The organism is Proteus sp. G3927 (assembly GCF_963894685.1).
GTDB lineage: Bacteria > Pseudomonadota > Gammaproteobacteria > Enterobacterales > Enterobacteriaceae > Proteus > Proteus mirabilis.
This window is the reverse complement of the sequence record NZ_CAWQGX010000027.1, coordinates 285,737-302,572: the sequence shown is the minus strand read 5'-3', so window position 1 is coordinate 302,572 and position 16,836 is coordinate 285,737. Positions and strand designations below refer to the sequence as shown.

Here is a 16,836-nt window from a genome sequence, read left to right as displayed (position 1 = left end):
CTTGCGGGGGCTTTTCTTTCTTTGGTGATACCTCATGAATCAAAATATTCAACAACAAATTGATGAACTTCGCGTTACACTACGTCACCATGAATATCTCTATCATGTCATGGACGCACCTGAAATTCCTGATGCTGAATACGATCGCTTAATGAATAAGCTAAAAGCATTAGAAGCCGAACATCCTGAACTCATTACCCCAGATTCTCCTACTCAACGGGTAGGGGCATTACCTTTAACGGCTTTTGAGCAAGTTAGGCATGAAATTCCAATGCTCTCTTTAGATAATGCTTTTGATGAAACAACCTATTTAGCATTTGATAAACGTTTACGTGAACGTCTGAAAAATAATGAAGAGATCACTTTTTGTTGTGAATTAAAATTAGATGGACTTGCGGTAAGTCTACTGTATGAAAATGGTCGCTTAGTACAAGCTGCAACCCGTGGTGATGGTACCACTGGAGAAAATATTACTGAGAATGTCAGAACCATTAAAGCCATTCCTTTGCGTTTATATGGCGATAATATCCCTGCACGAATTGAAATTCGTGGAGAAGTCTTTATGACTGAAAAAGGGTTTGAGCATTTAAATGAAGAAGCTCGACGCACGGGAGGAAAAGTATTTGCTAATCCTCGTAATGCAGCAGCGGGTTCATTACGTCAGTTAGATCCTCGTATTACAGCCAAGCGCCCTTTGACTTTCTTCTGTTATGGTGTTGGCGTGCTTGAAGGCGGTGAATTACCGACAAGCCATTATGCACGTTTACAGCAATTTAAAAAATGGGGATTACCTGTTAGTGATGCTATTAAATTATGTACCGGAACTAAAGCTGTACTTGATTTTTACCATCATGTAGCAGAAATTCGCCCTAATCTAGGCTTTGATATTGATGGTGTGGTTATCAAAGTAGATGATATAGCTTTACAAGAAGAGTTGGGATTTGTGTCTCGTGCTCCCCGTTGGGCGATTGCTTACAAATTCCAAGCCCAAGAGCAGATGACGGTGATTAAAGATGTTGAATTTCAAGTGGGGCGTACAGGGGCGATTACACCTGTCGCTCGTTTAGATCCCGTACAAGTGGCAGGGGTAATAGTCAGTAATGCCACACTTCATAATGCTGATGAAATTGAACGTTTAGGATTACGTATTGGTGATACGGTGGTTATTCGCCGTGCAGGCGATGTTATTCCTCAGGTTGTGAGTGTGATTGAAGAAAAACGCCCTGAGAATGCACAAGAAATTGTTTTTCCAACCCAATGCCCTATTTGTCAATCTGATATTGAGCGTATAGAAGGTGAGGCTGTTGCCCGCTGCACGGGGGGATTAATTTGTGCAGCGCAACGTAAAGAGGCGCTTAAACATTTCGTTTCTCGTCGTGCGATGGATGTTGACGGCATGGGAGATAAAATTATCGACCAATTGGTTGAAAAAGAGTATGTCAAAACACCGGCTGATTTATTCCGTTTAGATGAAAAGATCTTATCTGGTTTAGAACGTATGGGGGAGAAATCAGCCAAAAAACTGCTTAATGCATTAGAAAAAGCAAAATCAACCACTTTTGCCCGTTTTATCTATGCCCTTGGTATTCGTGAAGTAGGAGAAGCAACGGCCAATGGATTAACCGCTCATTTTGTTTCATTAGAGGCATTACGTGAAGCAAATATTGAAGCCTTAAAGGCAGTTCCTGATGTGGGTGATATTGTTGCAAAGCATGTGGTTAATTTTTTCCAAGAAGAACATAATAAAAATGTGATTGATCAACTTGTTAATGACATTGGCATTACTTGGCCGGCACCGGTTGTGGCTACTCATGAAGCAGGTGATAATCCTTTTGCTGGTAAAACAGTCGTGCTGACAGGCTCTCTTTCTCAATTAACGCGAGATGAAGCAAAAGATAGATTAGTTGCACTTGGTGCAAAAGTGAGTGGTAGTGTTTCGAAAAAGACAGATATGGTCATTGCTGGTGAAGCGGCGGGTTCTAAATTAGCCAAAGCAAATGAATTAGGTATTACTGTTATTGATGAAGACGAAATGATCCGCTTGCTTGATCAATCTAAATAATCGTTTACAATAAACTTAGATGCTATTGAGAGCAGTTCTCAGTAGCATCTTTAACTTAAGCTAAATTCACATTTCGTGTTACTTAAGTTACTCCTAAAGTGTGATCAACCTATCTTATTTAATAAATAGTGTGTATATGGTTTCACTGTATTGTGACAATAATCACATCGTAATGTTACGCGTTACATAAAATGCTCTCCAAGATTTATTTTTATTTTTGGAGCATGCATGTCTTCTATCATTCACTTTGTTTTGGCTCTCGCAGTTATTGGTGCATTAGCATTTATTGCAAGTAATAACCGCAAAGGGATCCGTCTGCGTTATATTGTGCAGTTATTAATTATTGAAATCGCATTGGCATGGTTCTTCCTCAATTCTGATATTGGTGAAGGCTTTGTCCGTGGTTTCGCTGGGCTATTTGATCACTTATTAGGTTATGCCGCACAAGGTACTGAGTTTGTCTTCGGTGGTATGATGAAAGGTGGTCTAGCATTCTTCTTCTTGAATGTATTATGTCCCATCATCTTTATTTCTGCATTAATTGGTATTTTGCAACATATCAAAGTATTGCCTTTCGTGATCCGCATTATCGGTACAGTGCTGTCCAAAGTGAACGGTATGGGGAAACTAGAATCGTTTAATGCGGTTAGCTCCTTAGTACTTGGCCAATCTGAGAACTTTATCGCTTATAAAGATGTATTGGGCAAAATGTCTCAGCGCCGTATGTACACTATGGCGGCGACAGCGATGTCTACGGTATCAATGTCAATTGTTGGTGCTTATATGACTATGCTTGATCCTAAATACGTTGTTGCTGCACTGGTTCTGAATATGTTCAGTACTTTCGTTATCCTATCAGTGATTAACCCATATTCTGTTGAAAATGAAGAAGATATTCAGATGGGGAATCTGCATGAAGGTCAAAGCTTCTTCGAAATGTTAGGTGAATATATCTTAGCTGGTTTCAAAGTTGCTTTAATCGTTGCGGCAATGTTGATTGGTTTTATCGCATTAATTGCTGCGGTAAACGCTATCTTTAGTATGATTTTCGGTATTAGTTTCCAAGATTGCTTAGGTTATGTTTTCTATCCATTAGCATGGGTGATTGGTATACCTGAGCAAGATGCATTACGTGTAGGTAGTGTGATGGCAACTAAATTAGTCTCTAATGAATTCGTCGCGATGGGAAGCTTGCAAGATCTGGCTGCTGAATTAACACCACGCTCTGTTGGGATCTTATCTGTCTTCTTAGTCTCATTTGCTAACTTCTCTTCTATCGGTATTGTTGCAGGGGCTATTAAAGGTCTGAACGAAATGCAAGGTAATGTGGTTTCTCGTTTTGGTCTTAAATTACTATTTGGTTCTACGCTAGTTAGCTTCTTATCTGCTGCTATCACAGGCCTGTTTGTTTAATCATTGAGATAAGACAGATAGCATGTGAAATAAATAACAATGTAAGATGGATAACTTAGTTATCATGTAACATAAATCAAGCAGTACCCGTCGGTACTGCTTTTTTTATCGTTAAATTACCTTATAATCCTTATCATTCCTTCTCGATAAAGCGATAGAGATCATGCTAGAAAAACAGCATCTTATTGATATAGCCAACACACAAATGCCATTTGGTAAATATAAAGGGCGAATGCTGGTGGATTTACCTGAAGAGTATTTATTGTGGTTTGCCAAGAAAGGCACCTTCCCTGAAGGAAAGCTAGGGCAACTAATGGAAATGACCCTAGCAATTAAAATTGATGGCTTAGAAGGGTTACTAAAACCATTAAAGCAGTCGCGTTAATCAGGCTCTGTAGGTAACTTATCCGCTATTAGTGCGTTAATCACTTTATGACTCAATTCAATAAACATAGCTTGTTCTGCAGGTGTTAATTGCGCTTGTAGCTTCTGTGCGTTCTGTTTTCGGCCTAAAGCGGCTCTTGCTAAAAAAGCTTTACCTTCATCTGTTAAATGCGTAATTAATTCACGTTTATCTTTCTTAGAACGATCCTGAGCAATAAAACCTAATGATTTTAATCCTCGCATAAACTTAGATAAATTTTGGCGTGAGATAGCTAAAATTTCACAAAGTTGAGATGGCGTTAAATCACCGCGTAAACGCAATAATTCTAAAATATCATATTGTCCCCAAGTTACTTGCTCTGGTGTATAACGGGTGCGTTGTGCAACCAGAGTACACTGTAAAAGCGATAGGGCGTTTTCTAGCTCAAGTTGCTCCATTAGTACCTACATTTTTCTATCAAATTAATTGAAGTTAATAATAACAGCTCATTTTAGCTGAAGAAAATTTATATTGATTAACTTTAGTTAATCAAATATCCTATTTAACATGATTAACTAAAGTTAATTACTTAAACTAAGTGAACTGAGGTGAATATGAGTTATTTTGAAGGCAAAACGGTGTTAGTGACTGGGGCTGCAACAGGAGTAGGGGAAGGCGTTGCCCAACGATTATATCAAGCGGGTGCAACAGTCTTTATAAGTGGACGACAATTAGAACAGGTTAAAAAAACCGCTTACACAATCGATCCTACAGGTGAAAAAGTCATAGCATTACAAGCAGATATGACATCACCTGAGCAAGTTAAAAGCATGTTTGAAGCAATATTAGCACAAACAGGCGCATTACATGGATTAGTGAATAATGCAGGTATTACAGGTCCGCATAATACATCGATTGTTGATTATAATATTGATGATTGGAAAGCGGTTATGGATACCGATATTAACGGCGTATTTTACGGATTGAAATATGGTATTCCGGCCTTACTAAGAAGTGGTGGAGGGAGTATCGTTAATTTATCTTCGACAAATGGTATTGTCGGTATTGCCGGAATTTCTGCTTATACTGCAGCCAAACATGCTGTGTTAGGGATCACCCGTTCAGCTGCCTTGGAATTTGCACAGCAAGGTATACGTGTGAATGCAATAGGGCCTGGGTATGTAGACACACCGCGAATGCAACAGTTACCGGATGAAGTTCGTCAATGGATGGCATCAACACATCCGATGAAGAGAATGGCAACGCGAAAAGAAGTGGCTAATATGGTGGCTTTTTTACTTTCAGATGAGAGTAGTTTTTCAACAGGCGCTTTTTATGCGGTAGATGGGGGATATACTGCGCAGTAGTTTTATCTTTGCGGGTAGTGTGAATCACTAAGTAAGTGAATACATTGGTGAAAATAAAAAATCCTGAAGATTTCTCTTCAGGATCTTAAGATTCTGGTGGAGCTAAGCGGGATCGAACCGCTGACCTCTTGCATGCCATGCAAGCGCTCTCCCAACTGAGCTATAACCCCACATAATGGATTGTTCAAAAGTATATTGGTGGAGCTAAGCGGGATCGAACCGCTGACCTCTTGCATGCCATGCAAGCGCTCTCCCAGCTGAGCTATAGCCCCAACATACTGGAACGGGCTTGATAATAGGCAACAAGCACAATGCTGTCAATCACTTAATCTCACATTATTTATTGATTGATGAAAAAGAATACAAAAAAAGAGTCGCTGCTTAAAAATAAGTGACGACTCTTCGTTGTGAAATAAGATAATCAGCTCAATTAAGCTTGATTTTCTCTGTCAGTAATAAAATCTAATGCTTTATTAATACGAGCGATGCTACGAGCTTTACCAATAGCATGAACAGTAACATCTAGTGCAGGAGATTGACCCGCACCTGTGACAGCAACACGTAGAGGCATACCGACTTTACCCATACCAACTTCTAATTCTTCAGCGGTTTCTTGGATTGCTTTATGTACATTTTCCGCTGTCCAATCAGTAATTGCTGATAATTTATCACGAACTACTTCTAATGGTTGACGAGCGACAGGACGTAAGTGTTTTTTCGCCGCGGTTTCTTCGAAACTATCAAAGTCGACATAAAAGTAGTGACAACTTTCCGCCATCTCTTTTAATGTTTTGCAACGCTCGCCGAGTAATTTAATCAATTCAACCAGTGATGGGCCATTACTAGTATCAATATTTTGTTGTTTGATATGCCAATCTAGGTGTACGGCTACTTGTTCAGCAGGTAAGGTATTAATATAGTGATGGTTTAACCAAAGTAATTTGTCAGTATTAAACGCACTTGCTGATTTACTAATAGCTTCTAAAGTGAAATCTTTAATCATTTCATCGATGCTAAAGATCTCTTGGTCGCCATGAGACCAACCTAAACGTACTAAGTAGTTTAATAACGCTTCTGGTAAATAACCGTCATCACGATATTGCATTACACTTACTGCGTTATAGCGTTTAGATAATTTTTTACCATCATCACCTAAGATCATGGATACGTGTGCATATTCAGGTACTGGAGCACCAAGTGCTTTTAATATATTGATCTGACGTGGGGTATTGTTGATATGATCTTCACCACGAATAACGTGTGTAATTTCCATATCCCAGTCATCAATCACTACACAGAAATTATAGGTAGGTGAACCATCAGTACGACGGATAATTAAGTCATCAAGCTCTTGGTTACTAAACTCAATCGGGCCACGAATTTTGTCATCAAAAATCACAGATCCTTCTTGAGGATTTAAAAAACGAACTACATGAGGTTCATCTGGGGTATGGTTGTGATCACCGTGACGGCAACAACCATCGTAGCGAGGTTTCTCACCTTTCGCCATTTGATCTTCACGTAGTTTCTCTAAACGTTCTTTAGAACAATAACAACGATAAGCAGTACCAGCTGCTAACATTTGATCGATAACTTGATTATAACGATCAAAGCGTTTGGTTTGATAGTAAGGACCTTCATCCCAGTTTAGATTTAACCAATTCATACCGTCCATAATTGCATCAATGGCAGGTTGAGTAGAACGTTCTAAATCGGTGTCTTCAATACGCAGTACAAACTCACCCTTGTTGTGACGGCTAAATAACCAGGAATACAGTGCAGTACGAGCACCACCAACATGTAGATAGCCTGTAGGACTTGGTGCAAAACGGGTTTTTATTTTACTCATTGAGATTGCCTTAGTACGTTTTACTTATATTCTTTCTTATATAAGGAGCCAAAAATAGAAGATAAGTAACCGTGATTATCAAAAAAACGAAATTGTTGCTTTATTTTATCACTGGATGCTAATTCCTCAATGGCATTAAGCTTTTAACCTGCAGAAAAATTTCAAATAGGTTATTTTTTGTTTGACGAAGTAACAACAACGGATTATTTTGGTTAATTGCTGTGTCAGTTATGGTGCTAAAAAAAGCATCTTGACTAAAAATAAAACGAACGATCATTTTTACGATAAAAAACCGATAAAAATCGTTGACTCATAGCGCAGTATCCCTATAATGCACCCCATCACGACGGGCGGTTAGCTCAGTTGGTAGAGCATCTCCCTTACAAGGAGGAGGTCGTTGGTTCGAGCCCAATACCGCCCACCATTATTATTCGTTGTGATAGTTGTATTATTTAATGTAATTGGGCGGTTAGCTCAGTTGGTAGAGCATCTCCCTTACAAGGAGGAGGTCGTTGGTTCGAGCCCAATACCGCCCACCAATTACATTAAAGCGTGGTAATGAGAATTTAGTCATTATGAAGTGGGCGGTTAGCTCAGTTGGTAGAGCATCTCCCTTACAAGGAGGAGGTCGTTGGTTCGAGCCCAATACCGCCCACCACTTCATCCGGTTATTTTACGCAATATCACACAGTTAGGTATGGGTCGTTAGCTCAGTCGGTAGAGCAGTTGACTTTTAATCAATTGGTCGGGCGTTCGAGTCGCCCACGACCCACCATTCCTAAATATACAACAAAGAGTAGTGAACATTGTGACGGGTCGTTAGCTCAGTCGGTAGAGCAGTTGACTTTTAATCAATTGGTCGGGCGTTCGAGTCGCCCACGACCCACCATTCACAATACTACCTCAAGTTTTACGTAAAATTATTAAATGGGTCGTTAGCTCAGTCGGTAGAGCAGTTGACTTTTAATCAATTGGTCGGGCGTTCGAGTCGCCCACGACCCACCATTTAATAATTAAGCGGGCGGTTAGCTCAGTTGGTAGAGCATCTCCCTTACAAGGAGGAGGTCGTTGGTTCGAGCCCAATACCGCCCACCACTTCTTTTTATATCATTCGATAAAAATTCCTTTATTATTCCTTATCCTTATCCTTATCCTTATCCTTATCCTTATCCTTATCCTTATCATAGCACTCATTTTGTATTCAGGTCTGTTACTAGACTACATCGACCTATCTATCTTATCTATATTATCTATCTATCTATCTATCTATCTATCTATCTATCTGTCTGTCTACTTGGTGGTTTTATATCGAGCTGTGATCCCTGTTCTGTTCTCCTATTTATCGGTCTGAATTATTTTTGTGCTATCAGGGGTTGATTACCGACTTATTTACCCTACTAGTAGTGTTAAAAAGATTGATGATGAAATGATTATTTAAAAGGATTAGCAAAATTACTGAGAGAAATAGCTAAGATGATACTTTTATTGAGTGTACATAGGTTATTTAATTGCTTATAAGATAGTTTAAAAATAGCAACGTCAAGGATATTCATTTTTTATCGCCTTGATATAGATAAGATTTTTAAATTAATTTTAAAAAAAAGTATTTTTTTATTATTAGTTAATTATACGTATTATGGTTTTTATATGGGTTAAAATAAAAATAATTCAAAATTATCCTTTACAGTAAACACCCTTAATATTTTTATGTGGTTTGTAACCAAATTATCTTTTTAATTAAAAATTATTATGTGTTTTTTCTGAAATATCGTTTTTTTTGGTGCTATTTTTTGAACAAAATTTTTATATTAATTTGTTGATTTTAAACGTTTATTTTAATTATTGATTTTTATCAAATCGCTATCCTTATGAATTCAAAAGAAAATGATCTATGCCAATAAACGACATTTTCATTTGTTTAGATGTTGTCTTAAAGGGGGAAATTCCTTTTTTACACGAAAAAAGAGAAAATTGTGTATATAGCAGAAAGATAAATTATATAAAAATATTAATGTTTGCAGAGAGGCAAAAATACACTTTATAAGAAATAAGTATTTACACTTAGGATTAAAGGATTATCTAATTTTGAATTTTTAACAAAATGAGATCATTGTTAAATGGTCATTTAACAGCTTAATATAGCAAATATTTACCCTAAGTTACAATAACTGATAAGAAGTTCTTTTGTTTAAATATGTGGTTTGCGGAAGGTGGCAAAAAGCTATGCTGGCATGTTTTTAGTAGAACATTAGATGTTCTATAAATTAAGAAATGTATTATAACCATATGATATAAAATAGTTTTTATCATTTATTCTTCTTTTTATGGTCTTTTTCTATTTGGATTATCTTTAATAAGAGAACAAGAAAAAATATAAATAAATAATAATCCATAAAGGAAATTATAATTCAAATTATAGTAAATAATAATTGGAAATTTATTTAAATTTAATAAGTACTCTAACGCTAAGTGTTTATGCTTATATAAATTAATTAACAAATGTTTAAAATTAGATCGAGTTCTATTACTTTATGAAAATTATGTAACTAATTGTTTCTATTGGTTTTAATCTGTGTCATTTTGTATTAATTAGAATTTATTGAGATTGCTCAATATTTTTTGTAAAAATGTAAAAAATGTTCTATTAACGAGGTTAATTCACAAATTTAAATAAATTAGACTGAAATTTATTGATTATTTTTTTATCAATTTGATATATTTATTCGTAAATTATTGCATTGATAGAATATAAATCTAATACATGAGTAATTCTAAAGATAAAAAAAGACTATATTTATATTTAATATATTATAACCTATTGATTAATATTGGATTTGTGACTTCTCCTAGGTATTAATAACTAGTGAGAGTAAAGGTGTTAGTTATTATTGTCATTTTTTGACTGGTTGAAAGTGTTTAAATGCGTAGTATATTATTTACATATGATAAGTGTTGTTATGAATTGTAATACTCTTATCAAGTCAAAATATTATTTTAATAAAATTAAAAAAGGTGCCCATGATATTATATTTTTTCATATATTATTAATGATGGCCCGCACTATTATAAATTAGATATCAATCAAAGTGAAAAGCGAGAACATATTATGAGTAACAAGTATCCAGTTGCTTACGCTGTTGGACAAAAAATAAAATCATTAAGAAAATCTCAAGGTTATACCGTATTTCAGTTAGCAAAAGAAATCGATATTAGTGAACAGCAATTATTTCGCTACGAACGCGGAGTTAATCGTATCGACATTGATTGCTTAGTTAAAGTCCTTGATGTGTTAGGCATTAATATAGGTAACTTCTTTGAAGATGTTATGGGGGGTATGGTTGATGTTCCTGAGAATAATGAACAACATATCCCAGCTCATTTCGACAATAAGGCTCTTTCTATTTTCTGATTGCAAGCTTTTAATTAGAAAGTTAGCTAGTATACAAATAATTAGATAAATAAGATGATTCTTATGAGAGTGTTAATCTAATTATTTAATAATAAGAATTATCTTATTATCATTTACGCCTTGAATCTAAATAAAATGCCCTTAATGGGCATTTTTATTTTTTAATAGTAATAAGAATATCTAAATTATTCCATTAGTATAATAATATTGACCATTACCTATAACATATTTTTTTTGTCGCTATTTTTTACTGTTATTTATGACTAAAAAATCTTTATATAAAAGATTGGTTAATTATATTTTTTAATATATAAAAATTTTTAGTAAAAATAAAAACTAGCTAGTTCAAAAAAATACTAATTTAGTAGAATATCATCATAAAAAGATTAATTTTTAGAAAATTAAGCTATATCAATTTTGTTCTGTTAATAATAAATAAAAAAATCGTAGTGAATAGGAGAATATTCTGTATTTTTACGTATCAGTGATCTTAGCTAAAAATACCAATACGTAAAAATGCCTGCTCGATAAGCAGGCATGGGGATATTAATAATTATCAAAAGCTAATTATCAATTTTTTGTTGTTGTGCTTTCACCATGTTTTTGATGTCGATGATGCCCATCAATCATGCTGTGGAATGTTTGTGTAAAGGTATCGCCTAAAGTACATAAGTAGAAGTGCGCACAAATAAACATGAGTGCAACGATGCCTAATATAAAGTGTACTTTTAACATCCAATAGCCATAACCTAGGACTTCAGGGTATAAGCATAGTACTCCTGTGATAAGAAGTAGTGGAACTAACCCAAACATAACACCTAAGTAAGCAAGTTGTTGGAGAGGGTTAAATTTATCTGTTGCAGTCGCGGCAAAAGGATGTGGTTCACCTTTCATAATACCATAAAGATAAAAGCGAGCTTGCTTGATACAGCGTCCAATTAATCCTTGCGGTCTGACTTTGTAATGTACACCATTATTTGTGGTTAGGTTAATTACAACAAAACCTATCCAAAAAGCGATGAGAATAAAACCACAGATTTTATGTAGTAGTACCATCGATGGAACATTACCGATAGAAAAATGGCCTAACAATCCACTGATTAATAGAAGAATGAACAGTAAGGCATTACCCCAATGCCAAAAACGAATGGCTTTAGAGTATAAGTAAACACGCTCTTCTTCATAGTGACCACTTTGCTTAGGTGCCAGTGCATAACGTAAAAAACCATGTAGCACCAATATGGCTATCATGGCGACAATGATCAAACCTGCTGCAATTAACCATACAGGCCAGTAATCTGGCGTATAATAGAGTTCGGCTCCCCAGATACTTGTCATGCTTTATCTCCCTGATGGATCTCTTTACGGCGGAATAAATTTGGTTTTCCGACATTATCTAATTGGTATTGATAAACGGATTTCTGTTTGATCCAAGCTTGGATCTCGGGTGAGTCAATGCGACCAAATGCCAATGCATCAGTTGGGCATACCGTTACACAAGCAGGTAACTCACCTTCTGTTAGTCGAGTATCAGCACAGAAATTACATTTATCAGCAATGTGTGTTAATGGATTGATATATCGAACGTGATAAGGACAAGCACCAACACAGTAATCACAGCCAATACAGAGCTCTTTTTTAACCTGTACAATGCCATTTTCATCAATAAATGAAGCACCTGTAGGGCAGACAGAAACGCAAGGCGCATCTTCACAATGTTGACAGGAAACTCGGAAAAATTGGTAATGTGGATCTCCTGCCTCATCATTATGAGGGCCTTGAATTTGTACTTGTAGTCGGCTGTATCCTTCAGGAATATCATTGATGACTTTACATGCTACGGTACAAGCTTGGCAGCCAATGCAACGTTTTTCATCGTGTAGCATGACAAATTGTTTAGAGTTGCTATTCATCGTTATTTTTTTCCTTAAGCCAGACTAATTTTGACGCCTGAAGTATGTACATCAGTGCCTGAAACAGGGCTAATTTCATGAGGTAATAAACTACTGCAGTGGATCCCATTTGTGGTTGCTGGCGTTTTTTCGCCGGTCTTAGAGCCTGAACCCATATAGACAAACACTGTGTCAGGACGAATACCTGTGGTAATTAAGGCATGGGCTTTCTCTTTGCCTACGCTATTTTCTAAAATGATCTCATCACCATGCTTAATTCCATGACTTTTTGCAGTATCAGGATGTAACCAGACAGGATTTTTCCACATTAGCTCTGCTAATAAAGGTACATATTGAGTCGCGCCATTGGTATGTACTGCGACTTTTCCTTGAATAAAATAGAGTTCATCTTTTTGTTTTAATGGGAAGTTATGGAAACGAGGAATACCATAATTCTCTAATAGACTTTCTAACTCTTCCGAATAGATCTCAATAAGACCACTTGGTGATTTAAAAGAAAGAGATTTTTCCATCATATTGTTACTATCAACATGTTTGATAGCATCTGGGTATTGTGCAACAAAGGCTTTTACATAGGATGGTTCACGTAAAAGTAGCGGAATACCATAAGATAAATAGCCTTTTTGGTGGATCTCTTTATAGAGATTTTCATCCCCTTTAACTTGATAAAGTTGACGAACTCCCATGTTTTCCCAAGGAAAATAACTCGCTAATCCCAGTTTTTTTCCTAATTCCATCCAAATTAACCAACTTGGTTTAGTATCACCAATAGGTTCGACAACTTGCTGTCTTAATGCATAAGCTGGATTTAAACCAGAGACATCAGAAATCTCTTCATCTCTTTCTAAATAAGTGCTTTCTGGTAACAGATAATCTGCATAAGATGCACTTTCACTTAAATACACATCACAACTGACAATTAAGTCGAGTTTTTGGGCTGTTTTTTCTAGATCAGGTCGGCAACTTACTGTTTGAAATGGATTATGGCGTGACATAATCCAAGCTTTGGTTTGGTAAGGTACACCATGGAGTGTGGAGTCAATGATAGATTGAACAATACCGCCGCCTTTATTGATATATTTAAATTGAGGCGCTGTAGCATCGACGCGTTTTGCCGTAATTTTAGGCATTCCTTTAACGGTTGGTTTAGCTAATTCAGGCGCAACGTCGATGCCCGCTAATTTATTATATTTTGCAGCAGCTTTCTTTTGATACATGCCACCTTCACGTTCAATATTTCCCAGTAGGGCGTTGAAGGTGAAGATCATTCTGCGCATATTAATTTCATCTTTATTAAAGGTTGCGCGATGGCCTGGCATGACTAATGCGTGAGGAGCTTTAGCTGCAATTTCGCGTGTTATGCGAATAATATCTTTTGCGGGAACATCAGAGTGAGCTTGTGCCCATTCAGGCGTGGTATCTTGTAATACTTCCACTAATTGAGGGAAACCGACAGTAAATTTTTCTATAAAATCTTTATCATAAAGATTTTCTTTTACCATAATATGACACATGGCCATTAGAACAGGTAAGTCGCCACCTGGTCGGATAGCAAACCACTCATTTGCTTTACTGGAAACAACAGACAATCGAGGATCAAAACTGACTAATTTTGCACCACGCTCTTGTGCCGTCATTAATTCATAGGTTTCTGCAACTTCAATTCCTTCATAAAGATTATGACCAAAAGAAAGAATATATTTAGAATTTGCGAGATCCATTTTTAAATCACCACCCATCATTACCGATGCAGCAATGGCTTTGCCCGCAGGACAAGTTGATGCATGCGTAAAGGTGTTTGGTGACCCAAATGCCGCCGCTAAATGAAATAAATGAGAGGAAAGAGAGCCTGATTTTGATGAGAAAAAGATACTTTCAGCACCATAATGTTGTTTGATGCTTGCCATCTTTTCGGCAATTTCTGTATAAGCTTGTTCCCAGCTAATAACTTCCCATTCTCCGGCACCTCTAGGGCCTTTGCGTTTCATGGGCTTTACAATGCGTTTCGGATCATAAATAAGGCTAACACCACTGCCTCCTCTCGCACAGACTCGAGTTTTTTGATGAGGTGAATTTCGGTTACCTTGGATAAAGACAGTTTTGTTATTAACAACCTGAGCTTCTATAGGACAACGGTAAGAACACATCTCACACAAACTTGGTGTTAATTTAGACTGACCCTTAAGAGATGTTACTGGATTAAGTGCGAGGGCCCCTGGTGGTAAACTTCCCACCGTACAACCAACACATCCTATACCCATCCCCTTAATAAAAGAACGACGACTAATACTCATATAACCTCCAGTTTCTTCTTATAGCTAAATATTATATACAGTTGGTTAAATAAATATTTGATGGTGTCTTCAATTTATTCATTAATAAGTGATGAGTTAGTTGGAAATAATAAATAATAGCAACAAAGAAGTTAATAAATATCATAAAATAATTTAACAAATAGAGACAAACTAAAATGATAATTATTTTCTTCTAAGGTATTAGTTAGGGGCTGGATATTGTTAAAGGAAATGAATTAAGACTTTTATAAAAAAATAACCATGCCTTTAATATTCATATGGTTATAGGAATGATTTATTCTTTTAAAGTGTATCTATAATATATTATTAAGGTAAGAAAAAATATTGATATAATTTTCAATCGATATGTATTTTTATATATATCGGTGAGAGGTTTAATTGTAATTAAATTGTTATTAAAATAAAGACTAAATAAGTTTTTTAATTTTCTTAAGCTAAAGAAGCTATTTTATTATATTTGCTATAATGTCTTATTTTAATAATGAAATATCTATAAAAGATAGAATTAAATGTCAATTAAGATTTAATTTATCTAAGAGGTAGATAATTATGCCATCATAAAAAAGATAAGATAAATTATAATATATTATTCATTATGTATAATTTTTAATTAATTATATTAATGGTTATTGGGTTGTATCTAGGGTGTCAAAATACGCTACTATTGAGTCGAGTAAATGTAACAATTTCACTTTTGTGTGAAATATTAAAGGCAATACAGATAGATAAGAATTGCCTTGTCCAGAGGTATGTTAGCGGGTTAGTTCAGCATAACGACTAACACCAATATCAATAACAGCGGATAAACTCTAGCATGCCATTTATCCGGTATACGTGATAAAAAACGTTCAGCTATTTTTAATCCTATCCATGTACTACAGATTAGAATAACGGCTGCTTTTATCCAAATATAGCCAACAAATCCAGCGCTATCCCCTAACGGGGTAGTGAAAGACAATAAGATATAAGTGAGTGTTGCCGTTAATGCTAAAGGGAATGTCAATGTGTTTGCCATGGCAGCCGATTGAGTCATTGACATACCTCTACGGCGTAATAAAGGTACGGTCATAACACTGCCACCTACACCTAAAAAAGCTGCAATAATGCCAATAATAGTGCCAGTTAACGCTTCTTTTTTGTTGGTTACTTTTTGTATTTCTTTGCGTGGCGCCATAAATCCGGGGCGAAAATAGCAATCTAAGATAGTAAGGAATAGATAGCCAATAAAAATCCATCGGATCCATTCACCTTGGACGGATGAGGCAAGTAAGGCACCGAAGATCCCACCGAATGCAATCCCCCAAAATAAGATCATAATTAATTTCCAATCTATTTTTTTCGCCTTATGGTGTTTTAGGGTCGTAATAATAGCGGAAAACAACATAATGAGCGCAGAGGTAGCCACAGCAATTTGCATAGCATGTTCACCCGCTAAACTATCACCAGCCCAAAGTGTAAGAATCAAAGTATAGAGTAGGGGCACAGTAACAAAACCACCGCCAAAACCAAATAACCATGTAGTAATACCTGAAATTAAGCCAAAAGAGATCAGCCAAAGTATCATTTAAATTCTCCTGTCCATAACAGGTGATATAAGCTACCGAATATAGATTTGATTTACTTCTGTGGTGCAGACAGTGAAATAGGAATTTAGGCCAAATTATCGACAATAAAGGTTATTATTTTTGATAAGGCTTTATTAAATCACCAAACTCTCATTGGGTGTTGTTAATAAATAACCTATTCTTTATAGCGAGAATAAACAGTGGGTAAAATGATAGGTTGTTATAATTGGCGTTCCCTACAGGAATCGAACCTGTAACTAGCCCTTAGGAGGGGCTCGTTATATCCATTTAACTAAGGGAACATTTTGCGAGAGGGTGCTTAACTGTTTCTCAGTGTCCGTATAGTACCGTTTTTGTGGTGGAGGGATCAAGGTATTTAGTCATTGAGTTAGCAAGGTTTATTTTGTAATCAATGATAATACTGCCTTAATCGCTATTTCTATATTTTTATATTGTCACAGTAGATCGTAATAAAAATGATAAATATAAAATTAGTAGGTTAATTGAATGAGTCATAAAAAATTAAAGCAATAAACGGGAGGGGAATAAAATAAAGAAGGCTCCTACCCGTTTAATGTA

Annotated in this window: 11 protein-coding genes and 10 tRNA genes; 12 read left to right on the top strand and 9 right to left on the bottom strand. The window is 36.0% G+C overall.

The features are described 5' to 3' along the window. Nucleotides 1-34: 34 nt before the first annotated feature. The 3 genes from ligA to AACV00_RS10890 all read left to right on the top strand — a co-directional run bounded on the left by ligA (nucleotide 35) and on the right by AACV00_RS10890 (nucleotide 3,860). On the top strand, nucleotides 35-2,062 hold the full coding sequence (ligA, locus tag AACV00_RS10900; protein WP_004248419.1) for an NAD-dependent DNA ligase LigA: 2,028 nt from the start codon (nucleotides 35-37) through the stop codon (nucleotides 2,060-2,062). A gap of 228 nt (nucleotides 2,063-2,290) precedes the next feature. Continuing rightward, on the top strand, nucleotides 2,291-3,475 hold the full coding sequence (locus AACV00_RS10895; protein WP_004248418.1) for a NupC/NupG family nucleoside CNT transporter: 1,185 nt from the start codon (nucleotides 2,291-2,293) through the stop codon (nucleotides 3,473-3,475). 163 nt (nucleotides 3,476-3,638) lie between these two features. After that, entirely contained in the window at nucleotides 3,639-3,860 is a 222-nt protein-coding gene (locus AACV00_RS10890; RefSeq protein WP_004243788.1) for a DUF3820 family protein, read from the top strand. On the opposite strand, the gene AACV00_RS10885 is transcribed toward AACV00_RS10890, so the two are convergent. After that, entirely contained in the window at nucleotides 3,857-4,297 is a 441-nt protein-coding gene (locus AACV00_RS10885; RefSeq protein WP_004248417.1) for a MarR family winged helix-turn-helix transcriptional regulator, read from the bottom strand. The genes AACV00_RS10890 and AACV00_RS10885 overlap by 4 nt on opposite strands. Before the next feature lie 156 nt (nucleotides 4,298-4,453). On the opposite strand from AACV00_RS10885, the gene AACV00_RS10880 reads away from it, so the two are divergent. Further along, a complete protein-coding gene (locus AACV00_RS10880) occupies nucleotides 4,454-5,206 on the top strand; it encodes an SDR family NAD(P)-dependent oxidoreductase (protein WP_012368117.1) in 753 nt (250 codons plus the stop codon). A 94-nt stretch (nucleotides 5,207-5,300) separates the two neighbouring features. Here the strand turns inward: AACV00_RS10880 and AACV00_RS10875 are convergent. The 3 genes from AACV00_RS10875 to gltX form a co-directional block, all read right to left on the bottom strand. Further along, nucleotides 5,301-5,376: transfer RNA gene (locus AACV00_RS10875), tRNA-Ala, on the bottom strand. Between the two features lie 26 nt (nucleotides 5,377-5,402). Then, nucleotides 5,403-5,478 (bottom strand) — tRNA-Ala (locus AACV00_RS10870). 158 nt (nucleotides 5,479-5,636) lie between these two features. Continuing rightward, the gene (gene gltX, locus AACV00_RS10865; protein ID WP_004243784.1) at nucleotides 5,637-7,055 is read right to left on the bottom strand and encodes a glutamate--tRNA ligase; all 1,419 of its coding nucleotides are present in this window, start codon (nucleotides 7,053-7,055) and stop codon (nucleotides 5,637-5,639) included. Nucleotides 7,056-7,403: 348 nt separating this feature from the next. Between gltX and AACV00_RS10860 the strand changes: the two genes are divergently transcribed. The 8 genes from AACV00_RS10860 (at nucleotide 7,404) to AACV00_RS10825 (ending at nucleotide 10,464) form a co-directional block, all read left to right on the top strand. After that, nucleotides 7,404-7,479 (top strand) — tRNA-Val (locus AACV00_RS10860). 39 nt (nucleotides 7,480-7,518) lie between these two features. Beyond that, nucleotides 7,519-7,594: transfer RNA gene (locus AACV00_RS10855), tRNA-Val, on the top strand. 43 nt (nucleotides 7,595-7,637) lie between these two features. After that, a tRNA-Val gene (locus AACV00_RS10850) sits at nucleotides 7,638-7,713 on the top strand. Between the two features lie 41 nt (nucleotides 7,714-7,754). Continuing rightward, nucleotides 7,755-7,830 (top strand) — tRNA-Lys (locus AACV00_RS10845). A 38-nt stretch (nucleotides 7,831-7,868) separates the two neighbouring features. Continuing rightward, nucleotides 7,869-7,944, top strand: a tRNA-Lys gene (locus AACV00_RS10840). Nucleotides 7,945-7,984: 40 nt separating this feature from the next. Beyond that, nucleotides 7,985-8,060: transfer RNA gene (locus AACV00_RS10835), tRNA-Lys, on the top strand. Between the two features lie 14 nt (nucleotides 8,061-8,074). Then, nucleotides 8,075-8,150, top strand: a tRNA-Val gene (locus AACV00_RS10830). Nucleotides 8,151-10,161: 2,011 nt separating this feature from the next. Next, on the top strand, nucleotides 10,162-10,464 hold the full coding sequence (locus AACV00_RS10825) for a helix-turn-helix domain-containing protein (protein WP_004243781.1): 303 nt from the start codon (nucleotides 10,162-10,164) through the stop codon (nucleotides 10,462-10,464). Nucleotides 10,465-11,034: 570 nt separating this feature from the next. On the opposite strand, the gene phsC is transcribed toward AACV00_RS10825, so the two are convergent. The 5 genes from phsC to AACV00_RS10800 all read right to left on the bottom strand — a co-directional run bounded on the left by phsC (nucleotide 11,035) and on the right by AACV00_RS10800 (nucleotide 16,559). Next, nucleotides 11,035-11,802, bottom strand: a complete 768-nt coding sequence (gene phsC / locus AACV00_RS10820) for a thiosulfate reductase cytochrome B subunit (RefSeq protein WP_004248413.1) — start codon at nucleotides 11,800-11,802, stop codon at nucleotides 11,035-11,037. Then, nucleotides 11,799-12,377 carry a 4Fe-4S dicluster domain-containing protein gene (locus AACV00_RS10815; RefSeq protein WP_004243779.1) on the bottom strand — a complete coding sequence of 193 codons (579 nt, stop codon included), beginning with the start codon at nucleotides 12,375-12,377 and terminating at the stop codon, nucleotides 11,799-11,801. The genes phsC and AACV00_RS10815 overlap by 4 nt, the downstream gene beginning before the upstream one ends. Before the next feature lie 14 nt (nucleotides 12,378-12,391). After that, complete coding sequence (gene phsA / locus AACV00_RS10810; protein WP_004248412.1) at nucleotides 12,392-14,671, bottom strand: thiosulfate reductase PhsA; 2,280 nt, start codon at nucleotides 14,669-14,671, stop codon at nucleotides 12,392-12,394. A gap of 781 nt (nucleotides 14,672-15,452) precedes the next feature. Beyond that, the gene (locus AACV00_RS10805) at nucleotides 15,453-16,256 is read right to left on the bottom strand and encodes a sulfite exporter TauE/SafE family protein (RefSeq protein ID WP_004250658.1); all 804 of its coding nucleotides are present in this window, start codon (nucleotides 16,254-16,256) and stop codon (nucleotides 15,453-15,455) included. Nucleotides 16,257-16,484: 228 nt separating this feature from the next. Continuing rightward, nucleotides 16,485-16,559: transfer RNA gene (locus AACV00_RS10800), tRNA-Arg, on the bottom strand. Nucleotides 16,560-16,836 lie beyond the last annotated feature (277 nt).

Excerpts from the sequence above, each read along its gene's own strand:
- ligA (WP_004248419.1), top strand. The coding sequence starts at position 35 with ATGAATCAAAATATTCAACAACAAATTGATGAACTTCGCGTTACACTA.
- AACV00_RS10895 (WP_004248418.1), top strand. The coding sequence starts at position 2,291 with ATGTCTTCTATCATTCACTTTGTTTTGGCTCTCGCAGTTATTGGTGCA.
- AACV00_RS10890 (WP_004243788.1), top strand. The coding sequence starts at position 3,639 with ATGCTAGAAAAACAGCATCTTATTGATATAGCCAACACACAAATGCCA.
- AACV00_RS10885 (WP_004248417.1), bottom strand. The coding sequence starts at position 4,297 with ATGGAGCAACTTGAGCTAGAAAACGCCCTATCGCTTTTACAGTGTACT.
- AACV00_RS10880 (WP_012368117.1), top strand. The coding sequence starts at position 4,454 with ATGAGTTATTTTGAAGGCAAAACGGTGTTAGTGACTGGGGCTGCAACA.
- gltX (WP_004243784.1), bottom strand. The coding sequence starts at position 7,055 with ATGAGTAAAATAAAAACCCGTTTTGCACCAAGTCCTACAGGCTATCTA.
- AACV00_RS10825 (WP_004243781.1), top strand. The coding sequence starts at position 10,162 with ATGAGTAACAAGTATCCAGTTGCTTACGCTGTTGGACAAAAAATAAAA.
- phsC (WP_004248413.1), bottom strand. The coding sequence starts at position 11,802 with ATGACAAGTATCTGGGGAGCCGAACTCTATTATACGCCAGATTACTGG.
- AACV00_RS10815 (WP_004243779.1), bottom strand. The coding sequence starts at position 12,377 with ATGAATAGCAACTCTAAACAATTTGTCATGCTACACGATGAAAAACGT.
- phsA (WP_004248412.1), bottom strand. The coding sequence starts at position 14,671 with ATGAGTATTAGTCGTCGTTCTTTTATTAAGGGGATGGGTATAGGATGT.
- AACV00_RS10805 (WP_004250658.1), bottom strand. The coding sequence starts at position 16,256 with ATGATACTTTGGCTGATCTCTTTTGGCTTAATTTCAGGTATTACTACA.